Here is a 17,326-nt window from a genome sequence, read left to right on the forward strand (position 1 = left end):
CCGAGCTGGAGAAGGAGCTCGAGGAGGAGGAGACGCCGGAGGCGCCGCTGCTCGAGGGGGCCGGCGAGGAGGTCTCGCTCGAGGAAATCTTCCGGGAATTCAAGCGCGGCGTCGAGCAGCAGCTCTCGCCCGAGGACTACGAGACGCACTACAACCTCGGGATCGCGTACAAGGAGATGGGCCTGACCGACGAGGCGATCGGCGAGTTCCAGATCGCCGCGAAGGACCCCGCGCGCTCCGTCGAGTGCTGCAGCATGCTCGGCCTCTGCTTCATGGAGAAGGGGCTCGCGCCTCTCGCGATCCAGTGGTTCCAGAAGGGCCTCGAGAGCCCCGGCATCCGCGACGAGGAGCGCTGGGGACTCCAATACGACCTCGCGGACGTCTTCGAGCAGAGGGGGGATGCCGCGCGCGCCTACGAGATCTATCTCGAGATCTACGGGCAGAACTCGAACTACCGCGACGTCTCCGCGCGCGTGAAGGCGCTCGAGAGCCCGTCGGGACGGTGACCGCCTCCCTTTCCGTGCGGGACCTGACGGTCGTGCTCGAGACCGGCGGGGGGACGTTTCCGGTGCTCGACGGCGTGTCGTTCGATCTCGCCCCCGGGCAGTCGCGGGCCCTCGTGGGGGAGAGCGGCGGCGGGAAAACGCTGCTGGCGCGCGCGGTGATGCGCCTCCTTCCCCCCGCCGCGCGGGTTCGAGCGGGGGCGGTCCTCCTCGACGGCGTCGACCTGCTGCGGATACCCGAGCGCGAGATGGCGCCGCGCCGCGGCGGCGCGATCGGGTGGGTTTTCCAGGAGCCGCTCGACGCCCTCGATCCCGTCCGGTCGGTCGGCTCGCAGGTGGCGGAGGCCGTGCGGCGGCACAGCGCGTCGGGCGCGCGAGAGGCGCGCGCCCGAGCGATCGCGCTCCTCCAGGAGGCCGGGCTCGCGGAGGCCGCGCGCCGTTTCGACGACCCGCCGCATGCGCTCTCCGGCGGGATGCGCCAGCGCGTGATGATCGCCGCGGCTCTCGCGGGAGATCCGAGCGTGCTGATCGCCGACGAGCCCACCGCGGCGCTCGATCCGCCGCTCGCGTCGCAGGTCGTCGCGCTCATCGACCGGCTGCGCCGGGAGCGCGGCCTCGCGCTCCTGCACGTCACGCACGACCTTCGCCGCGCCGCGGAATGCGACCGCGTCTCGGTTCTCTACGCCGGGAGGATCGTCGAGGAAGCCTCGGGCGCGGATTTCGCGCGGACGCCGCGGCACCCGTACGCGGCCGCGCTCGCCGCGTCGGCGGCGGCGCGGACGCCGCGCCGGCGCCTTCCCGCGATCCCCGGCGCTCCCCCGGCGCTCGCCGATCGCGCCGCGCCCCGCTGCGCATTCGCGCCCCGCTGTCCCCAGGTCTTCGGGCGGTGCGGGGAAGAGAAGCCGGAGCTCTATCCCGCCGGCGCCTCCCGAGCGCGCTGCTTCCTGTACGCGCCCGAGGCGGCATGACCGAGCCGATCCTCCGCGTCGAGGGGCTCTCGAAGACTTTCGTCTCCGGCGGGGCATTCCGGACGCGGCGCGGGGCGGAAGCGCTCGACGACGTCTCGTTCACGCTCGGGCCGGGCGAGACGCTGGCGGTCGCGGGGGAATCGGGAAGCGGCAAGACGACGCTCGGGATGATCGTCGCCCGCCTCGAAGAGCCGAGCGCCGGCGAGATCCGGCTCGACGGCGTCGACTGGCTCGCCCTCTCGGGAAAGGCGCTCCGGCGCGCGCGGAAGGACGTTCAGATCGTCTTCCAGGATCCGGCGACCTCGCTCGACCCGCGGCTCCGCGTCGGCGAGTCGATCGCCGAGCCGCTTCGCGCGCTCCGCGGGCTGTCCGGACGCGCCCTCGACGCGCGCGTCGGCGAGCTCCTCGTCTCGGTCGGGCTCGATCCGGCCGCGGCGCAACGCCGTCCCCGGGACTTCTCCGGGGGAGAACGGCAGCGAATCGCGATCGCGCGCGCGATCGCGCCGGGTCCGCGCCTCGTCGTGTGCGACGAGCCGGTCGCGGCCCTCGATCCCTCGGCGCGGGCGAACGTGCTCAACCTGCTCCTCGAGCTTCGCGAGCGGACGGGCGTGGCCTACCTCTTCATCTCGCACGACATGGAGGCGATCCGGAGCGTCGCCGACCGGGTGGCCGTGCTCTATGCGGGCCGGCTCGTGGAGGAGGCGCCGGCCGAAGAATTCTTCGCCGGCCCCCGGCACCCGTATTCCGCGGCACTCCTCGCCGGACGCGCGCTGGCGGGAGAGCCTCCCCCGGCGTTGGATCTCCCTTCGGGATGCCGCTTCCACCCGCGGTGCCCGTCGGCGCGGCCCCGCTGCGCCGCCGAGGCGCCGCATCTGCGCCCGGAGCCCGGCGGCCGGCGCGCGGCTTGCTTTTTTCCCGCGGAACAGGCAGAAAAGACGAAACTTTCCGGCGCGGATCGCGTAATCGGATAGCGGACGACGCCGACGAGGAGTGTGAGTTGATGAAAACGCTCAGGGCCCTGACGATCACGGCGTGCGCGGCGGCCTTCGCGGCCGGCCTCGCGGCACAGACGACTCTCGCGCCGCCTCCTCCGGCGCCGCCTCCCCCTCCGGCCGCTCCGGAGCACCCGGCCGTCTCGGTGACCGTCTCGGCGCGGGCCGGCAAGGGGCACGCGGAGCCGATCCCGGCGGCGACCGACGAAGGCGTCAAGCTCTCGCTGCGCGATGCGATCGCGCTCGCGCTGGCCAACAACGTCGATCTCCAGGTCTCGATCGCGGGCGATGAGCAGGGCTTCTACGGCGTCCTCCAGCAGAAAGGGATCTTCGATCCGCTCGCCTTCGCCAACGTCTCGGCGGCCGATCAGCAAACGCCGCAGGCGTCGACGCTCGGCGGCGGCACGTCGACCCAGACGAAGACCTACGTCGGCGACGTCGGCGTCTCGCAGCTCCTCCCGACCGGCGGCACGTTCACGCTCGGGTTCGACAACCAGAAGACCGACACGAACAACCGGTTCTTCACGATCAACCCGTCGTACGACTCGAGCCTCTTCCTCAACCTGAAGCACCCGCTGCTGCGCAACTTCGGCCGCGATGTGACGACGCGTTTCATCCGGATCGCGAAGAACAACCAGGCGGCCAACAACCAGGTCTTCCTCCAGAACGTGCAGACGACGATCACGGCCGTCGAGCAGGCGTACTGGGACCTCGTCTACGCGCGGCAGAACCTCCAGGTGAAGAAGGAATCGCGCGACCTCGCGCAGGAGCTGTACCGGATCACGAAGATCAAGATCGACGTCGGCTCCCAGGCGCCGATCGACATCGTCCAGACGGAAGCCGGCGTGGCGCAGCGCGAGCTCGACATCATCACCGCGAGCCAGGCCGTCGGCGACGCCGAGGACCGCTTGAAGCGGCTCCTGAATTTCGCCGCCGTCGGGCGCTGGGACGACCGCGTGATCCCGACCGACGAGGTCCGCGTGGAAACCGTCCCGGTCGACACGAACGCCGGAGTCGAGCAGGCGCTCCAGAACCGGCCCGAGGTCCGCGGCGCGATCTTCTCCGCCGCCAACGCGCGCATCAACTACGACTTCGCGCGCAACCAGCTCCTGCCGCAGCTCGATCTCAACGCGCAATACGGGTACGCGGGCCTCGGCGGGCCGAACCACGTCCTCGACGTCAACGGCAACCCCACGGGCGCCGTGATCCCGGGCGACTGGAACGACGCGTTTTCGCAGGTGCGACACGGCGATTTCCACAACTGGACGGTCGGCGTGACGCTCTCCGTGCCGATCTTCAACCGCACGGCGCGCGGGGCGGCGGGCGTCGCGCGCTGGTCGCTCGAAGGGTCGCTCGCTTCCCTCGAGCAGCTGCGGCAGAACGTGACCGTGGAGGTCCGGAACGCCGCGCGCGCCATCGACACGGCGCGCCAGTCGATCGAGGCCGCGGGCAAGTCGCGCGAGCTCGCCGAGCGCAACGTCGACGCGGCGAAGAAGAAGTACGACAACGGCCTCGTCACCGCGTTCGAAGTGCTGTCGGTCCAGAACGACCTCGCGACGGCGCGGAGCGCGGAGCTCCAGGCCCTCACGCAGTACCGCGACGCGATGGTCGCGTACCATCGGGCGATCGGCGATCTCCTCGGCTGGAAGGACGTCCAGGTGGAGGGGCTCGCATCGATCGCGACGCCCGATCCCGAGTCGCTCCGGCCGAAGCGATAGCCCGGTGAGGCCGGCGCGGCCGTCCCTCCAGCCGAATCCGGCGCGGCCGTCCGTCGCGGCGCGACGGCCGGCCGTCGCTTCCCGGCCGGCATGACGAAGAAGGCCGCGATCGCCGCCGCCGCGCTCGCCGCGGCGGCCGCGATGCTGTTGGCCGTCCTGCGGTGGCGCGGCACCGCCGTCGAAGCCTGGCGCGTCTCGCGGACGACCGTCCGTCCCGTCGTCGCCGCCGCGGGCGAGATCCGGCCGCCGGAGAGCGTTCCGGTCTTCCCCCGGGTGATCGGCCGCGTGGCGAAGGTGCTCGTCCGGGAGGGGGACCGCGTCCGCGCGGGCGATTCGCTCTTCGAGCTCGACGGCAAGGCTTACGCGGCGCAGGCGGCACAGGCGCGCGCCGCCGCGGCGCTCGCGGAGGAGAACGCGCGGCGTGCGGAGGAATCGATCGAAGCGGCATCCCGCAAGCTCGACGCCGCGCGCGGACTCGTCGGCAAGAGGCTCGCGTCGCGCGAGTACCTCGCGGCGGCGCGGCTCGACGTCGAGAAGGCGGTCCGGGAGCGCGACTCGGCGGCGGCGGCGCTCGCCGACGCCCGCGCGCGGCTGGCTTCGGCGCGCGAAGCGCTCGCGCGGACGCGCGTCGACGCTCCGGTTTCGGGGAACGTCGTCGACCTGCGCGTCCGGACCGGAGAGACGGTCCGGGAGAACGAGGCGGTCGCGGCGATCGCCGACCCCGGAGCGCTCCGCGCCGTCGTGGAGGCGCCGGCCGGTGCCGCCGGAGCGATCGCGCCCGGGATGCCGGCGCGGGTCACGGCGGCCGGCGTCACGGCCGCGGGCGCCGTGCGCGAGGTCGCCGCGCCAAACAAAAGCGGCGGTTCGACGTATCTGACGGTGATGATCGCGCTCTCTTCGGCGCCCGCCGCCCTGCGCCCCGGGATGCCCGCTCGGGCCCGCATCGAGGGAGAGCCGCGCGCCGGCGTGCTCGCGGTGCCGCTCTCCGCCCTCGTGCGGCCGTCCGGCGCCGCCCCGGGCGCCTTCGTCTGGACGATCGCCGGAGCCCGCGTGCGGCGGCGGGCGATCGCGGTTGCGGCGGCCGGCGACCGTCTCGCGGAAGTCGCGTCCGGTCTCCGCGAGGGCGAGACGATCGTCGGAGGCCCGGCTTCCGCCGTGGCCCGCCTCGAGGAAGGCGACCACGTCCGCATCGAGACGCGGAAGGGAGAATGAGCCGATGGCGCTGATCGAGATGAGCGGGATCACGAAGGTCTACCGCATGGGACAGGAAGACGTACAGGCGCTCCGCGGCGTCGTGCTGTCGATCGACAAGGGAGAGTACGTCGCGATCATGGGGCCATCGGGGTCGGGGAAATCGACCCTGATGAACCTGGTCGGCTGTCTCGACACGCCCACGGCGGGGTCGTACCTCCTGAACGGTCACGAAGTGGCGCGGATGAGCGACGACGAGCTCGCCGCGATCCGCAACCGCGAGATCGGGTTCGTGTTCCAGACGTTCAACCTCCTTCCGCGCACGAGCGCGCTCGCGCAGGTCGAGCTCCCTCTCGTCTACGGCGGAGTCCCGAAGCGGCAGCGCCACGAGCGCGCCGTCGAAGCGCTCCGCGCGGTCGGGCTGGCGGACCGCATGACCCACCAGCCGAGCGAGCTCTCGGGCGGGCAGCGGCAGCGCGTCGCGGTCGCGCGCGCGCTGATCAACCGGCCGAGCCTCATCCTCGCCGACGAGCCCACGGGTAACCTCGATTCGAAGACCGGCGCCGACATCATGGCGCTCTTCGACACGCTGAACCGGCGGGGGAACACGATCGTCCTCGTCACGCACGAGGAAGACATCGCCGAGCACGCGCGCCGCATCGTCCGCATTCTCGACGGCCGGGTCGTCGACGACCGGGAGAACCCGAAGCACCGCGCGCCCGCTTCGGCCGCTGCGGCGCGGACCGACGCGCCCGCCTGACCGTTTCGCGGTTGATTTCGGCGGCAAACGCCGCTAGTCTCGTCGTTTCGGATGCATTTCTCTCGAATCCTCCGCTGGCCGGTCCTCCTCCTCGCCGGGGCCGCCGCTCTTCCGGCCGCCGCCCTTCCGCGGGAGGACGACGCGCGAGTGACGTTGCGCGGCAACGTCCCGCCGATGATCGCGGCGGCGCAGGACGCCGGTCCCTCCGATCCCGATCTCCCCATGGATCGCATGATCCTCGTGCTCGCACGGCGTCCCGGCGCCGAGGCGGAGCTCGAGGCGCTGCTCGAGGCGCAGCACGATCCCTCGTCGCCGCTCTTCCACCGGTGGCTCTCGCCCGACGAGTTCGGAGCGCGGTTCGGGCCTTCGGACGCCGATCTCGGCCGGATCGTCGACTGGCTCCAACAGAGCGGCTTCTCCGTCGACGAGATCGGCCGGGGACGGGGATGGATCGACTTCAGCGGCACCGCCGCGCAGGTCGACCGCGTCTTCGCGGCGCCCATCCATGATTTCACGCTCGCGGGCGAGGTCCACCACGCCAACGTCTCCGATCCCTCCGTCCCGGCGCGGCTCGCCCCGTTCGTCACCGGGATCGCGTCCCTCCACGATTTCCCCAAGCGATCCTACCGGGTCGCGCCGGAGAGTCGCGCCGGCGATTTCCCGCCGGCGACGGGCGCCGGAACGCGAGCGCCGGAGAGCCCTTCTCCCGACTACTTCACGTTCGGCGAGCACTGCCTCGCTCCCGCAGACTTCGCCCGGATCTACGGTCTCGAACCGCTCTACGCGGCCGGGATCGACGGAGCGGGGCAGAAGATCGGGATCGTCGGCCGTTCCCAGATCGTGCTCTCCGACATCCGCGAGTTCCGGCGCCGGTTCGGGCTTCCGCCGAAGGATCCGGTCGTCGTCGTCAACGGGCCCGATCCCGGGTTGTGGCGCGTGGACGAAGAGCAGGAGGCGGTTCTCGACGTCGAATGGGCGGGCGGAGTCGCGCCGGCCGCGACGGTGACGCTCGTCGTCTCGAAATCGACACTTGCGACCGACGGCGTCGATCTTTCGGCGCAGTACATCGTCGACCACAACCTCGCCGCCGTGATGAGCACGAGCTTTGGCGCCTGCGAGAGCGACATGGGCTCGGCGAATCTCGCGTTCTACAAGAACGTGTGGCAGCAGGCGGCCGTGCAGGGGATCACGAGCTTCGTCTCCTCGGGGGACACGGGATATGCGGGGTGCGACAGGGGAGGGAGCGCGACGGCGATCGGCGCAGGTGCGGTCAACGGGGTCGCTTCGACGGCGTACGACGTGGCGGTCGGAGGGACGCAGCTCGACGACGCCGAGACCTCTCTCTACTGGGCCGCCGCACCCGACTCGGTGAGCGGGCTCTCCGCGCTCTCCTACATCCCGGAATGGGGGTGGAACGAGAGCGGAGCGGTGGTTCCCGGCGGACATGGACTCTGGTCGTCGGCAGGAGGACCCAGCGCCGTCTACGCGAAGCCTTCCTGGCAGGCCGGACCGGGCGTGCCCGCCGACGGCAAGCGCGACGTTCCCGACGTCTCCCTTTCGGCGGCGACCCACGACGGCTATTTCGTTTTCCAGGCCGACAGCGGGGGCGGCTCGACGATCGGCGGGACCTCCGCCTCCTCGCCCGCGATGGCGGGGATCATGGCGTTGATCGTCCAGAAGAAGGGGGGCCGTCAGGGAAACGCGAACCGCGCGTTCTATCCCCTCGCGGCGGCGCAGGCGGCCGGCTCGGGGCCGGACGTGTTCCACGACGTGATCGCCGGCGACAACGACGTGCCCGGGCTCGCCGGCTTCGCCTGCGCTTCCGGCTACGACCTCGTCACCGGCGTGGGATCGGTCGACGCGGCCGCGATCGCCGGCGCGTGGCCGAACCTCCCGGCGGAGACGCGCCCGCCGGTGAGCCGGGGGCGCGTGGCGCCGATCAGCGCGCCGGCGGCTCCGCCGGTGGTTCGGTCGCCGGGCGGCGGCCCGTGACGAACATCGCGTCTCCGTAGGAATAGAAGCGGTAGCCCCGCCGGAGCGCCTCCGCGTACGCGGCGAGGACGAGCTCCCGTCCCGCGAACGCCGAGACGAGCATCAGGAGCGTCGACCTCGGCAGGTGGAAGTTCGTCAGGAGCGCGTCGACGGCGCGGAATTCGAATCCGGGCCGGATGAAAAGGTCGGTCGTGAAATCCGTTTCTCCCCCGAGCGCCCAGGCCTCGAGCGCCCGCGTCACGGTCGTTCCCACGGCGACGATCCGGCCCCCGCGCGCGCGCGCGCGGGCGATCGCGTCGACGGTCTCCTTCGGGATCCGAACGCGCTCCCGGTCCATGACGTGCGCGTCCGCGTCCGGGACCGTGACGGGCTTGAACGTGCCGGAGCCGACGAGGAGAGTCACGTCCGCGACCTCGACGCCGCGGACGGCGATCTCCTCGAGGATGGCGGCGGTGAAGTGCAGTCCGGCCGTCGGCGCGGCGACCGCGCCGTCCGAGCGCGCGTAGACGGTCTGGTACCAGTCGCGGTCGCGCGGGTCGTCGGGGCGCCGGATGTACGGCGGGAGAGGGACGTGCCCGATCGCCGCGAGCCGCTCCGGGGTGAGAGGCGGGTCGAACCGCACCCGGCGCTTCCCGTCCGGCAACACCTCGAGGACCCGCGCGCGCTCCCCTTCGGGGAAGTCGATCGCATCCCCCGGCTTCGCCCGCCGCCCGGGGCGGGCGAGCGCCGTCCACGCGCCGCTTCCCTCGTCGGCGAGCAGGAAGATCTCGACCGCGCGTCCCTCCCGTCGACCGAGCAGCCGCGCCGGGATCACCCGGGCGTCGTTGCGCACGAGGAGGTCCCCCGGGCGGAGCTGCGAGGGGAAATCCGCGAACGTCCGGTCCTCGATGGCGCCGCTCGCGGGATCCACGACGAGGAGCTTCGACGTGCCGCGCGGGCGCGGCTCCTGGGCGATCGCGTCGACCGGCAGCGCGTAGTCGAACAGGTCGACAAGCACGCGCGGATCATAGTAGACTCTCCTTTTGATGCCGCCGATCCCGGGTCGCGAATCGATTCCCCGCGCGGGGAATTTTTTTTGCCGGCCCGACGCGCGGGCGACCGTCCGCGGGTCGGACCGCCGAGCGGCGGGAAGGGAGAGGGCGTGATGGTCGAGTCTCCGCCGCTCGTCCGCAAGGCGAAGATCATGGACGCCGAGCGCATGGAGCGCGCGATCGTCCGCATGGCCCACGAGATCGCCGAGAGCGAGCGCGACCTTTCGGAGCTCGCCCTGATCGGCATCCGGACGCGCGGCGTTCCGCTCGCCGAACGCCTCGCGCGATGCCTCGAGAAGAACGAGGGGATCCGCCCGGCCACGGGGTCGCTCGATATCACTCTCTACCGAGACGACCTCTCGACGGTGGGGGCCCAGCCGCTCCTTCGGAAGACGGATCTGACGTTCGACATCAAGCCGAGGGTCGTGATCCTGTGCGACGACGTCCTGTATACCGGCCGCACGATCCGCGCGGCGCTCGACGGGCTCTCCGACTACGGCCGGGCGAAGGCGATCCGGCTCGCGGTGCTCGTCGACCGCGGCCACCGGGAGCTGCCGATCGAGGCCAATTACGTGGGAAAGCGGGTGCCCACCTCGTCGCGCGAGCACATCCAGGTGCTCTTCCAGGAGATCGACGGCGCCGACGAGACCTGGATCATGGAGCGGGCTTGACGAAGGCCGGCCTGCGTTCGAAGGATCTCGTGGGGATCGAGCCGCTCGATCCGGAGGAGATCGAGCTCATCCTGGACACCGCGGAATCGATGGCGGAGATCGGCAAGCGCGAGATCAAGAAGGTGCCGGCGCTCCGCGGGCGGATGGTCGTCAATCTCTTCTTCGAGGCCTCGACGCGGACACGGTTCTCCTTCGAGACGGCGGAGAAGTGGCTTTCGGCGGACACGCTGAACTTCGCCGCGCAGGGGACTTCCGTGGAGAAGGGGGAGACGCTCCTCGACACGGCGAAGAACCTCGAGGCGATGTCTCCCGACTTCCTCGTGATCCGGCACTCGTCGCCGGGCGTCCCGCATTTCCTCGCGTCGCAGCTGAAGACCCGCGTGATCAACGCCGGGGACGGCGCGCACGAACACCCGACGCAGGCGCTCCTCGACGCGCTGACGATCCGGCAGAAGAAAAAGCGCTTCGAGAACCTGAAGGTGGCGATCGTCGGGGACATCGCCCACTCCCGGGTCGTGCGCTCGAACGTCTGGTGCCTGACGAAGCTCCAGGCGAAGGTCACGCTCTGCGCGCCGCCGACGCTGATGCCCGTCGACATCGAGTCGATGGGCGTGTCGGCCACCTCGGATTTCGAAGAGGCGCTCTCGGGTGCCGACGTCGTGATGATGCTTCGCGTCCAGATCGAGCGCGGAGGGAAGATGGCCTTTCCGTCGTCGCGGGAGTATTTCGCGCGGTACGGCCTGACGCGCGAACGCCTCGCGCTCGCGCGCCCCGATGCGATCGTGATGCACCCCGGCCCGATGAACCGGGGCGTCGAGATCTCGTCGGAGATCGCCGACGACGCGGACCGCTCCGTGATCCTGTCGCAGGTCGCCAACGGCGTGGCGGTTCGGATGGCCGTCCTTTATCTGCTCGCGGGCGGGAGCCCCGCCGCGTGGCAGGAGAACGCATGAGCCGGATCCTGATCCGGGGCGGCCGCATCGTCGATCCTGCCGCGGGGCGCGACGGGATCGCGGATCTTCTCGTCGAGGAAGGGCGGATCGCGGGGATCGGGACCGGACTCGACGCCGCGGGCGCCGAGATCGTCGACGCGGCCGGCCGGCTCGTCTTTCCGGGTTTCATCGACCTGCACGTCCATCTTCGCGAGCCGGGCTTCGAGTACAAGGAATCGATCCTCTCCGGGGCGCAGGCGGCGGCGGCGGGCGGTTTCGCGGCCGTGTGCGCGATGGCGAACACGGATCCGGTCAACGATCACCGCACGGTGACGCGCTGGATCGCCGACCGGGCCCGCGAGGCCGGGTTCTCCCGCGTTCATCCGATCGGAGCGATCACGAAGGGTCTGCGCGGCGAAGAGCTCTCGGAATTCGGCGAGATGAAGGAGGCGGGCGCCGTCGCGGTCTCCGACGACGGCCGCTGGGTCGCCAACGGCTCCGTCATGCGGCGGGCGCTCGAGTACGCGACCCTGTTCGATCTGCCCGTCGCGACCCACGCCGAGGACGGGAGCCTGTCCGGACGCGGCGCGATGAACGAGGGGCGCGTCTCGACGCGGCTCGGCCTCTCGGCGCAGCCGGGCGAGGCCGAGTCGACCGCGGTCGCCCGCGACATCGCGCTCTGCGAGCTCGCGGGAGGCCGGCTCCACGTCTGCCACGTCTCGACGGCGCGCTCCGTCGCGCTGGTCCGCGAGGCGAAGGCGCGCGGGGTGCGCGTCACCTGCGAGGTCACGCCGCATCACCTCTTTCTCACCGACGAGGAGGTGGCCCGTTCCGGCTTCTCGACCGACACGAAGGTGAACCCGCCTCTGCGCGGCGCGCGCGAAGTCGAGGCGCTTCACGCCGGGCTCGTGGACGGGACGATCGACGCCGTCGCGACCGACCACGCGCCTCATCACGCCGACGAGAAGGCGGTCGACTACGAGTCCGCTCCGTTCGGCGTCATCGGCCTCGAAACGGCCGCGGCGCTCTTCCACGACCGCCTCGTCCGCCCCGGCACGGTCACCCTCGCCCGCATGGTCGAGCTCTTCTCGTCCGGGCCGGCCCGCACCTTCTCTCTTCCCGGCGGCACGCTCGCCGAGAGCGGCGTCGCCGACGTCACGATCTTCGACCCCTCGGCGGAGGTCGAGGTGGATCCCCGCGCGTTCCGCTCCCGCGCGCGGAACACGCCGTTCGCCGGCGCGAGGCTGACCGGCGCCGTCGCCGCGACGTACGTCGGCGGAAGAGAAGTCTACCGGCGGCCGTGAAGCCCCGGCCGAAGCGGATCGTGATCGTCGACGATTCCGACGCGGCCTGCGCCATGTTCCGGGACATCCTGATCGAGCGCTACGGCGCCGGGGTCGCCGTGGAGACGTACGTCACGCCGCTCAACGCGCTCTCGAAGATCGACGGCTCGATCGACCTGCTGGTCGTCGACCTCGAGATGCCGCACATGGACGGGAAGAAGTTTCTCGAGTTCGCGATCGAGCGGGGGGTGTCGCGATCGCGGGTGATCGTCACCTCCGGGCGCGACGCGGACGACCTGCATTCGATCTTCCCGCCGGGCGCCTGCCTCGCGGTGATGAACAAGACCGAGCCGAAGCAGCGCGAGGCGTTCACGATGATCCTCGACTCGATCATGAGGAGATGAACGGGAGGCGGGCTCTCGCGGCCGCGCTCGTCGCGGCGCTCGCGGCGATCATTTCGGCCGCCCCGACTCCGGGCTCCGCCGCCGGCGCCACCCGCCTCGCGAGCGTGAAGGGCCAGGCCGGGCTTCCGATCGTTTTGAAGGTCTCGGCCGCCGTCGAGCAGCAGGCCGCCGAGGACGGCGATGCTGCGTTTGCGACCTACGCGCTGCGCCACCACCGCGTCGAGGTGCACGTGGCCAAAGACGCCCCCGCCTCGGTGGACCTCGTGTCTCCCGCGCTCGCGTCGGCCCGTTTCCTCGCGGCGCATCCGGCGGCCGAGCGCCGCCCCGTGCTGCTGGCGGCGTGGGGGGCGTGGCGCACCGGGCTCTGGTGGGGGCGGCCGGTCTCCGGGTGGGCCGCGATGCTGCGAGCCGCCGGCGCTCTTCCGGACGCGGAGGAGCTCTGCCGTGCGGGAGGGAAGGCGGACGCGCCGACGATGCTGGCCGTCGGGGCGGCCGCTTCGGCGCTCGACGCGTGGGCGAACGCCGAAGGGGAAGCGGCGGTCGAGAGCGCGCTCGCGGGGGGCGAGCCGCCGCTCGAGGAGATCCGCGGCGCTCTCGCGGCCGCGGCGCGCCGCCCGTTCACGCCGCCGCCGCGGCGCGCGCTTCCGCCGGCGACGCTGCGTGGAATCACGTTCGCCATGGAGAACTCCGTCGGCGGGTCGTATCTCTCGCGGCGCTCGGCCGAGACCCTCGACCGCCTGAAGCGCGACGGGGCGAACGCCGTGTCGGTGATTCCGTACGCGTTTCAGCGCAACGCCCGCTCCCCCGAGCTCCGATTTCCCGGCCGGAATCCCCGCGGCGAGACGGAGGAGGGAATCCTCCGCGCCGTCGACGACGCCCGTCGCCGCGGCATGGCCGCGCTCGTCAAGCCGCAGATCTGGCTCTGGCGCGGGTTCACGGGCGACATCGCGATGACGTCGGAAGCCGATTGGGCGGAGTGGTTCCGGCAGTACCGCGCGTATCTCGTGCGATTCGCGGTCGTCGCCGAGGCGGCGGGCGCCGATGTGTTCGACGTCGGAGTCGAGCTCTGCGCGACGGAGCGGCGGGAGCGGGAGTGGCGCGAGACGATCGCCGCCGTCCGGGCCGCCACCGGCGCGGCGCTGGTCTACTCCTGCAATTGGGGGAAAGGCGTCGGCGCCGTGCCGTTCTGGGACGCGCTCGACGCCGTGGGCGTCGATTTCTACGACCCGCTCTCCTCCCGCGGCGATCCGACGGACGCGGAGCTCGCGGCGGGCGTTCGTGCGGCGGCGCGGCCGCTCGCGGCTGCGGCGGCGCGACTCGGGAGGCCCGTGTATCTCACGGAGGTCGGCTTTCCGTCCGTGGCGGGCGCGTGGCTCGCGCCCAACGACGAGGAATCGCCCCGGCCGTTTTCGTCGGCCGACCCGGCGCGGTGCGCTCGGGCGGTTTTCGCGGCGCTTTCCGGAGAAACGTGGTGCCGTGGGATGTTCTGGTGGAAGGCCTTCTCGGACGGGCACGAGGCTGCGGCCGCCGCCAAGAGCTTCAACATCCTCGGCCGGCCGATCGAGACGGCGATTCGGGAGGGGTTCCGGAAGATCATAAAGACGCCGCTTCCGGCAGGCTCGACGCGCCCGGATTGATCAGCGCCGGCGGATGATCGCCGGCTCGACGCCCGGGGTCGGTACGACGCCCAGGGGGTCGATCGCGAAAACGCCGTCCGCCGTTCCCGCATAGATCCGGTTCCCGGCGGCATCGAACGCGATCGAATAGACGGTGAGCGACGAAAGTCCCGCGTCGAACGGTCGCCATGTTTTCCCGCCATCGATGGTCCGGAAGATCCCGGCGTCGATCGACCCGACGTACGCGATCTCGGGATGGCGGGGGTCGGCGGCGACGGACAGCAGGGGAGCCGCCGGAAGGCCCGCGGTTTCGATTTCCCAGATTCCACCGCCGTCGCTGCTCACGGCCACCCCGTGGAGGGGGACCGTCGTGGCACCGATCGGCGCGTAGATCCGGGCAGTCGGCTCCCGGGAAATCGCGACACCGGCGACCCATGTGTCGCCCGGGATTCCCGCCGGAAGCGTCGCCCACGTTTCCCCCGAGTCGGTCGTTCGGTACACGCCGCCCAGGCCCGATGCCAGGAGGGTGCCGGGGCTCGAGGCGTCGGCGATCAGTTCCGTGACGGCGGTGGTGAACGCCGGGTCGGGGACGCTCCAGGAGAACGCGCCACCGGGCGACCGCTCGACCTTCGCGAATCGATAAGCGCCCATGCCGAACGGTCCGCTATCGAGGGTCCGGGTCTCGACGGAGAGGACGTCCGGGTCCCCCGGCCCGACGACGATCGCCGAGACGTAATTCGCCGTGAGATCGGGGACGATCGGACTCCACGTCTCCCCGGCGTTCTCGCTGCGTGAAATCGAGAGGCCTCCGGCGTACAGGACGTCGGGATTCACCGGATCGACGGCGAACGAGTATGGCCACGGGGAATCGACGGGCGACCAGGATCTCCCCCCGTCGAGCGACCGGTACAGCGATTCGGGGAGCCCGACCAAGGCATACACGACGCCGGATCGAACGGGATCGGAGACGACGCGGTAGACGATTCCCGGTGGGCCGGCCGAAGTCCAGCGGCCACGGCCGGCGTGAGCGGGGATCCCGACGATCAGGAGAAGGGCGGCGAGGGCCCATCGATGCATGCTTCCATGGTACGGCGGCCGACGATGCCGCGTCAGGGTGTGATTGCATCAATAAGCCAATTCTGCCGGAAGCGAGAGTCCTCCGCGCTCACGAAAGTGGATGCTTTTTTCGATCCCCACGGGCGCTGCGCGCACCCTCTAATTGATCGTCTGCGGATCGGGAGGGAAGCGCTCCTCGAGGATCCGGAGGAGTTTCGGACGGACGAGCAGCTCGAACTGCGCGTGGCTACCGGGAAAAAGTCCCTCGATTGCCTTCTCCGCGCGAGCGATCATCTCGAGCCCCTTTTCGGGAGACAGCGACGGCTCCTGCGACAGGACGCTCGCGGTGAGATCGACGATCAGGCGCAGGCGCCGCAGCCGCTTTTGTTCGTCGAGGAGAGCGTCGGCGTCGATCGCGGATTTCGGTTCGCTCGCCACGGGAGAATGATCGCACGGCGTCCGGGATTTTTGAAGCCGCGGTTCGCGTATATTCGCCGGCGATGATCGACGCGGCGATGGAGGCGGCCCGGCGAGGGGGGGAGATCCTTCTCTCCTGGTGGCGGCGCCTCCCGGCCGGCGCGGTCGAGGAGAAGGCGCAGAACGACTTCGTCTCGCGCGCGGACCGGGAGAGCGAGGCGGCGATCGTCGAGACGCTTCTCGCGCGGCACCCGGGCGACGGGGTCCTCGGCGAGGAAGGGGCGAGCCGAAAGGGGACGAGCGGCCGCGAGTGGGTGATCGATCCGCTCGACGGGACCTCGAATTTCATCGCCGGCTTTCCGTTCTGGTGCGTCTCGATCGCTGCCCGCGAGAAGGGACGCGTCGTCGCCGGGGTCGTCTGGGACCCCCTGCGGGGAGAGATGTATTCGGCCGAGCGCGGCGCCGGCGCTTTCCGCAACGGCGCGCGGCTCCGCGCCAGCGCCCGGCCCTCGGCGCGGGGGGCGTTCCTCGCGACGGGGTTCCCGTTCCGCGCGCACGAAATGATCGACCCGTACCTGGCGATTTTCCGCGCGCTCTTCCTCGAGGCGAAAGCGATCCGGCGCGCCGGCAGCGCCGCGCTCGATCTCGCCAACGTCGCGGCGGGCGTGTTCGACGGGTTCTTCGAGTTCCGGCTTTCCGCGTGGGACATCGCCGCCGGTGCGATCCTGATCGAAGAGGCTGGCGGAGAGCTCCGCGACTTCGAAGGGGGGCCGCGGTATCTCGAGACCGGGGACGTCGTCGCGGGATCGCCCGGCGTCGTCGCGTCGATCCTCGAGATCGCTCGGGACGTCGAAGCGAGGGGCCGCTCAGGGTGCTAGGGAACGCAGAGCACGGAAACGGAGCTTCGGCGGAGCACGCGCTCCGTGGTCGACCCGAGCACGAGCTCGACGATGCGTCCGTGTCCGTGGGAGCCGATCGCGATCAGGTCGTTCTCCCCGGCGCGCGCCGTCAGGACGTCTTCCGGATGACCCCGCGCGGAGACGAATGTCCACGCGACGGCGAATCCTTCGAGCGCCGCCGCTGCCGTCCGGCGGCGCTCGTCCGTCTCCCCGGCCGAATCGGCGACGGTCACGACGTCGAGCGGGAGATGGAGGGCGGCGCCGATCTCCGCGGCGGCGCGGAGGGCCCGAAGGGAGCGTTCCGAACCGTCGAACGCGGCGACCGGACGGCGGATCGGCGCGGGGTCGGCCGAGGAGAGGAATGCCGGGACCGCGAGGCGCCGCACGAGCGCGTCGGCGTGGCCTCCGAGCGCCTTCCCGCGGCGGACCCCCGTTCCGTGCAGGCCGAGGAAGACGAGATCGGCGCCGGCGGCGGCGCCGACGAGCTCGGAGACGACGAGCCCCTGGACCATGCGTCCGGCGCCGGGGACCCCCGCGGCTTCGCGCTTGGCCTCGAAGTCCGCGACGATCGCGCGCCCGACCGCGTCGAGCGCCGTCCGCAGCTCGGCGGAAAGGTTGAGGAACGGCTGGAATCCGACGGACCCCGAAAGGTCCGCGATGAAGCTCGCCTCGAGCTGCGCGGTGTCGAGAACGTGGATCCCCGTGACCGACGCGCCGACGGCCGGCGCGAGCTGGAACGCGCGCCGGAGCGCGGCGTCCGAGCTCGGGGAGCCGTCGAGGGCGACGAGGAAGTGGCGCGTCATCGCCGCCATCTTACATGGGGCCCGGCGATGCATCGAGCCGGAATTCAGCGCAATCCGCCGCCTTGCGACGGATCAGCCGCGAGGCGGCCG

Annotated in this window: 17 protein-coding genes; 13 read left to right on the forward strand and 4 right to left on the reverse strand. The window is 71.4% G+C overall.

Annotated features, from left to right (window positions below; all coding sequences use genetic code 11):
- From VKH46_13085 to VKH46_13115, 7 genes are all read left to right on the forward strand, one after another.
- On the forward strand, positions 1 to 506 hold a 506-nt coding region (locus tag VKH46_13085; protein HKB71773.1), incomplete at its 5' end, for a tetratricopeptide repeat protein.
- Complete coding sequence (locus VKH46_13090; GenBank protein HKB71774.1) at positions 503 to 1,471, forward strand: ABC transporter ATP-binding protein; 969 nt, start codon at positions 503 to 505, stop codon at positions 1,469 to 1,471. The genes VKH46_13085 and VKH46_13090, both read left to right, overlap by 4 nt.
- Positions 1,468 to 2,442: an oligopeptide/dipeptide ABC transporter ATP-binding protein gene (locus tag VKH46_13095; GenBank protein HKB71775.1), complete on the forward strand. Its 975-nt coding sequence runs from the start codon at positions 1,468 to 1,470 to the stop codon at positions 2,440 to 2,442. The genes VKH46_13090 and VKH46_13095 overlap by 4 nt, the downstream gene beginning before the upstream one ends.
- 29 nt (positions 2,443 to 2,471) lie before the next feature.
- A complete protein-coding gene (locus tag VKH46_13100) occupies positions 2,472 to 4,181 on the forward strand; it encodes a TolC family protein (protein HKB71776.1) in 1,710 nt (569 codons plus the stop codon).
- A gap of 90 nt (positions 4,182 to 4,271) precedes the next feature.
- Positions 4,272 to 5,393, forward strand: a complete 1,122-nt coding sequence (locus VKH46_13105; GenBank protein HKB71777.1) for an efflux RND transporter periplasmic adaptor subunit — start codon at positions 4,272 to 4,274, stop codon at positions 5,391 to 5,393.
- Between the two features lie 4 nt (positions 5,394 to 5,397).
- Entirely contained in the window at positions 5,398 to 6,132 is a 735-nt protein-coding gene (locus VKH46_13110; protein ID HKB71778.1) for an ABC transporter ATP-binding protein, read from the forward strand.
- Positions 6,133 to 6,183: 51 nt separating this feature from the next.
- The gene (locus VKH46_13115) at positions 6,184 to 8,124 is read left to right on the forward strand and encodes a S53 family peptidase (GenBank protein ID HKB71779.1); all 1,941 of its coding nucleotides are present in this window, start codon (positions 6,184 to 6,186) and stop codon (positions 8,122 to 8,124) included.
- Here the strand turns inward: VKH46_13115 and queA are convergent.
- Entirely contained in the window at positions 8,072 to 9,121 is a 1,050-nt protein-coding gene (gene queA / locus VKH46_13120; protein ID HKB71780.1) for a tRNA preQ1(34) S-adenosylmethionine ribosyltransferase-isomerase QueA, read from the reverse strand. The two genes, VKH46_13115 and queA, sit on opposite strands and share 53 nt — an antisense overlap.
- 147 nt (positions 9,122 to 9,268) lie before the next feature.
- On the opposite strand from queA, the gene pyrR reads away from it, so the two are divergent.
- Genes pyrR through VKH46_13145 form a run of 5 tightly spaced genes read left to right on the forward strand, consistent with a single transcriptional unit; the run spans position 9,269 to position 14,082 of the window.
- Entirely contained in the window at positions 9,269 to 9,826 is a 558-nt protein-coding gene (gene pyrR, locus VKH46_13125; GenBank protein ID HKB71781.1) for a bifunctional pyr operon transcriptional regulator/uracil phosphoribosyltransferase PyrR, read from the forward strand.
- Positions 9,823 to 10,779 (forward strand): aspartate carbamoyltransferase catalytic subunit, encoded by a 957-nt coding sequence (locus tag VKH46_13130; protein ID HKB71782.1) that lies wholly within the window; start codon positions 9,823 to 9,825, stop codon positions 10,777 to 10,779. The genes pyrR and VKH46_13130 overlap by 4 nt, the downstream gene beginning before the upstream one ends.
- Positions 10,776 to 12,062 carry a dihydroorotase gene (locus VKH46_13135; protein HKB71783.1) on the forward strand — a complete coding sequence of 429 codons (1,287 nt, stop codon included), beginning with the start codon at positions 10,776 to 10,778 and terminating at the stop codon, positions 12,060 to 12,062. The genes VKH46_13130 and VKH46_13135 overlap by 4 nt, the downstream gene beginning before the upstream one ends.
- Entirely contained in the window at positions 12,059 to 12,445 is a 387-nt protein-coding gene (locus VKH46_13140; GenBank protein HKB71784.1) for a response regulator, read from the forward strand. Before VKH46_13135 ends, VKH46_13140 begins: the two co-directional genes overlap by 4 nt.
- Positions 12,442 to 14,082, forward strand: a complete 1,641-nt coding sequence (locus tag VKH46_13145) for a hypothetical protein (GenBank protein ID HKB71785.1) — start codon at positions 12,442 to 12,444, stop codon at positions 14,080 to 14,082. The genes VKH46_13140 and VKH46_13145 overlap by 4 nt, the downstream gene beginning before the upstream one ends.
- Here the strand turns inward: VKH46_13145 and VKH46_13150 are convergent, their stop codons facing one another.
- Together VKH46_13150 and VKH46_13155 are read right to left on the reverse strand one after the other, a co-directional pair.
- Positions 14,083 to 15,138, reverse strand: a complete 1,056-nt coding sequence (locus VKH46_13150) for a hypothetical protein (protein ID HKB71786.1) — start codon at positions 15,136 to 15,138, stop codon at positions 14,083 to 14,085. It lies immediately after the preceding gene.
- Between the two features lie 138 nt (positions 15,139 to 15,276).
- Complete coding sequence (locus VKH46_13155) at positions 15,277 to 15,555, reverse strand: hypothetical protein (protein ID HKB71787.1); 279 nt, start codon at positions 15,553 to 15,555, stop codon at positions 15,277 to 15,279.
- Between the two features lie 62 nt (positions 15,556 to 15,617).
- On the opposite strand from VKH46_13155, the gene VKH46_13160 reads away from it, so the two are divergent.
- Positions 15,618 to 16,412 carry an inositol monophosphatase family protein gene (locus VKH46_13160; protein HKB71788.1) on the forward strand — a complete coding sequence of 265 codons (795 nt, stop codon included), beginning with the start codon at positions 15,618 to 15,620 and terminating at the stop codon, positions 16,410 to 16,412.
- On the opposite strand, the gene VKH46_13165 is transcribed toward VKH46_13160, so the two are convergent.
- Positions 16,409 to 17,236: a universal stress protein gene (locus VKH46_13165; GenBank protein HKB71789.1), complete on the reverse strand. Its 828-nt coding sequence runs from the start codon at positions 17,234 to 17,236 to the stop codon at positions 16,409 to 16,411. The two genes, VKH46_13160 and VKH46_13165, sit on opposite strands and share 4 nt — an antisense overlap.
- Between the last annotated feature and the right edge of the window lie 90 nt (positions 17,237 to 17,326).

The sequence above is a fragment of the Thermoanaerobaculia bacterium genome (assembly GCA_035260525.1).
In the GTDB taxonomy this organism is placed as follows: Bacteria; Acidobacteriota; Thermoanaerobaculia; order UBA5066; family DATFVB01; genus DATFVB01.

Excerpts from the sequence above, each read along its gene's own strand:
- VKH46_13095 (HKB71775.1), top strand. The coding sequence starts at position 1,468 with ATGACCGAGCCGATCCTCCGCGTCGAGGGGCTCTCGAAGACTTTCGTC.
- VKH46_13100 (HKB71776.1), top strand. The coding sequence starts at position 2,472 with ATGAAAACGCTCAGGGCCCTGACGATCACGGCGTGCGCGGCGGCCTTC.
- VKH46_13105 (HKB71777.1), top strand. The coding sequence starts at position 4,272 with ATGACGAAGAAGGCCGCGATCGCCGCCGCCGCGCTCGCCGCGGCGGCC.
- VKH46_13110 (HKB71778.1), top strand. The coding sequence starts at position 5,398 with ATGGCGCTGATCGAGATGAGCGGGATCACGAAGGTCTACCGCATGGGA.
- VKH46_13115 (HKB71779.1), top strand. The coding sequence starts at position 6,184 with ATGCATTTCTCTCGAATCCTCCGCTGGCCGGTCCTCCTCCTCGCCGGG.
- pyrR (HKB71781.1), top strand. The coding sequence starts at position 9,269 with ATGGTCGAGTCTCCGCCGCTCGTCCGCAAGGCGAAGATCATGGACGCC.
- VKH46_13135 (HKB71783.1), top strand. The coding sequence starts at position 10,776 with ATGAGCCGGATCCTGATCCGGGGCGGCCGCATCGTCGATCCTGCCGCG.
- VKH46_13145 (HKB71785.1), top strand. The coding sequence starts at position 12,442 with ATGAACGGGAGGCGGGCTCTCGCGGCCGCGCTCGTCGCGGCGCTCGCG.
- VKH46_13150 (HKB71786.1), bottom strand. The coding sequence starts at position 15,138 with ATGCATCGATGGGCCCTCGCCGCCCTTCTCCTGATCGTCGGGATCCCC.
- VKH46_13160 (HKB71788.1), top strand. The coding sequence starts at position 15,618 with ATGATCGACGCGGCGATGGAGGCGGCCCGGCGAGGGGGGGAGATCCTT.
- VKH46_13165 (HKB71789.1), bottom strand. The coding sequence starts at position 17,236 with ATGACGCGCCACTTCCTCGTCGCCCTCGACGGCTCCCCGAGCTCGGAC.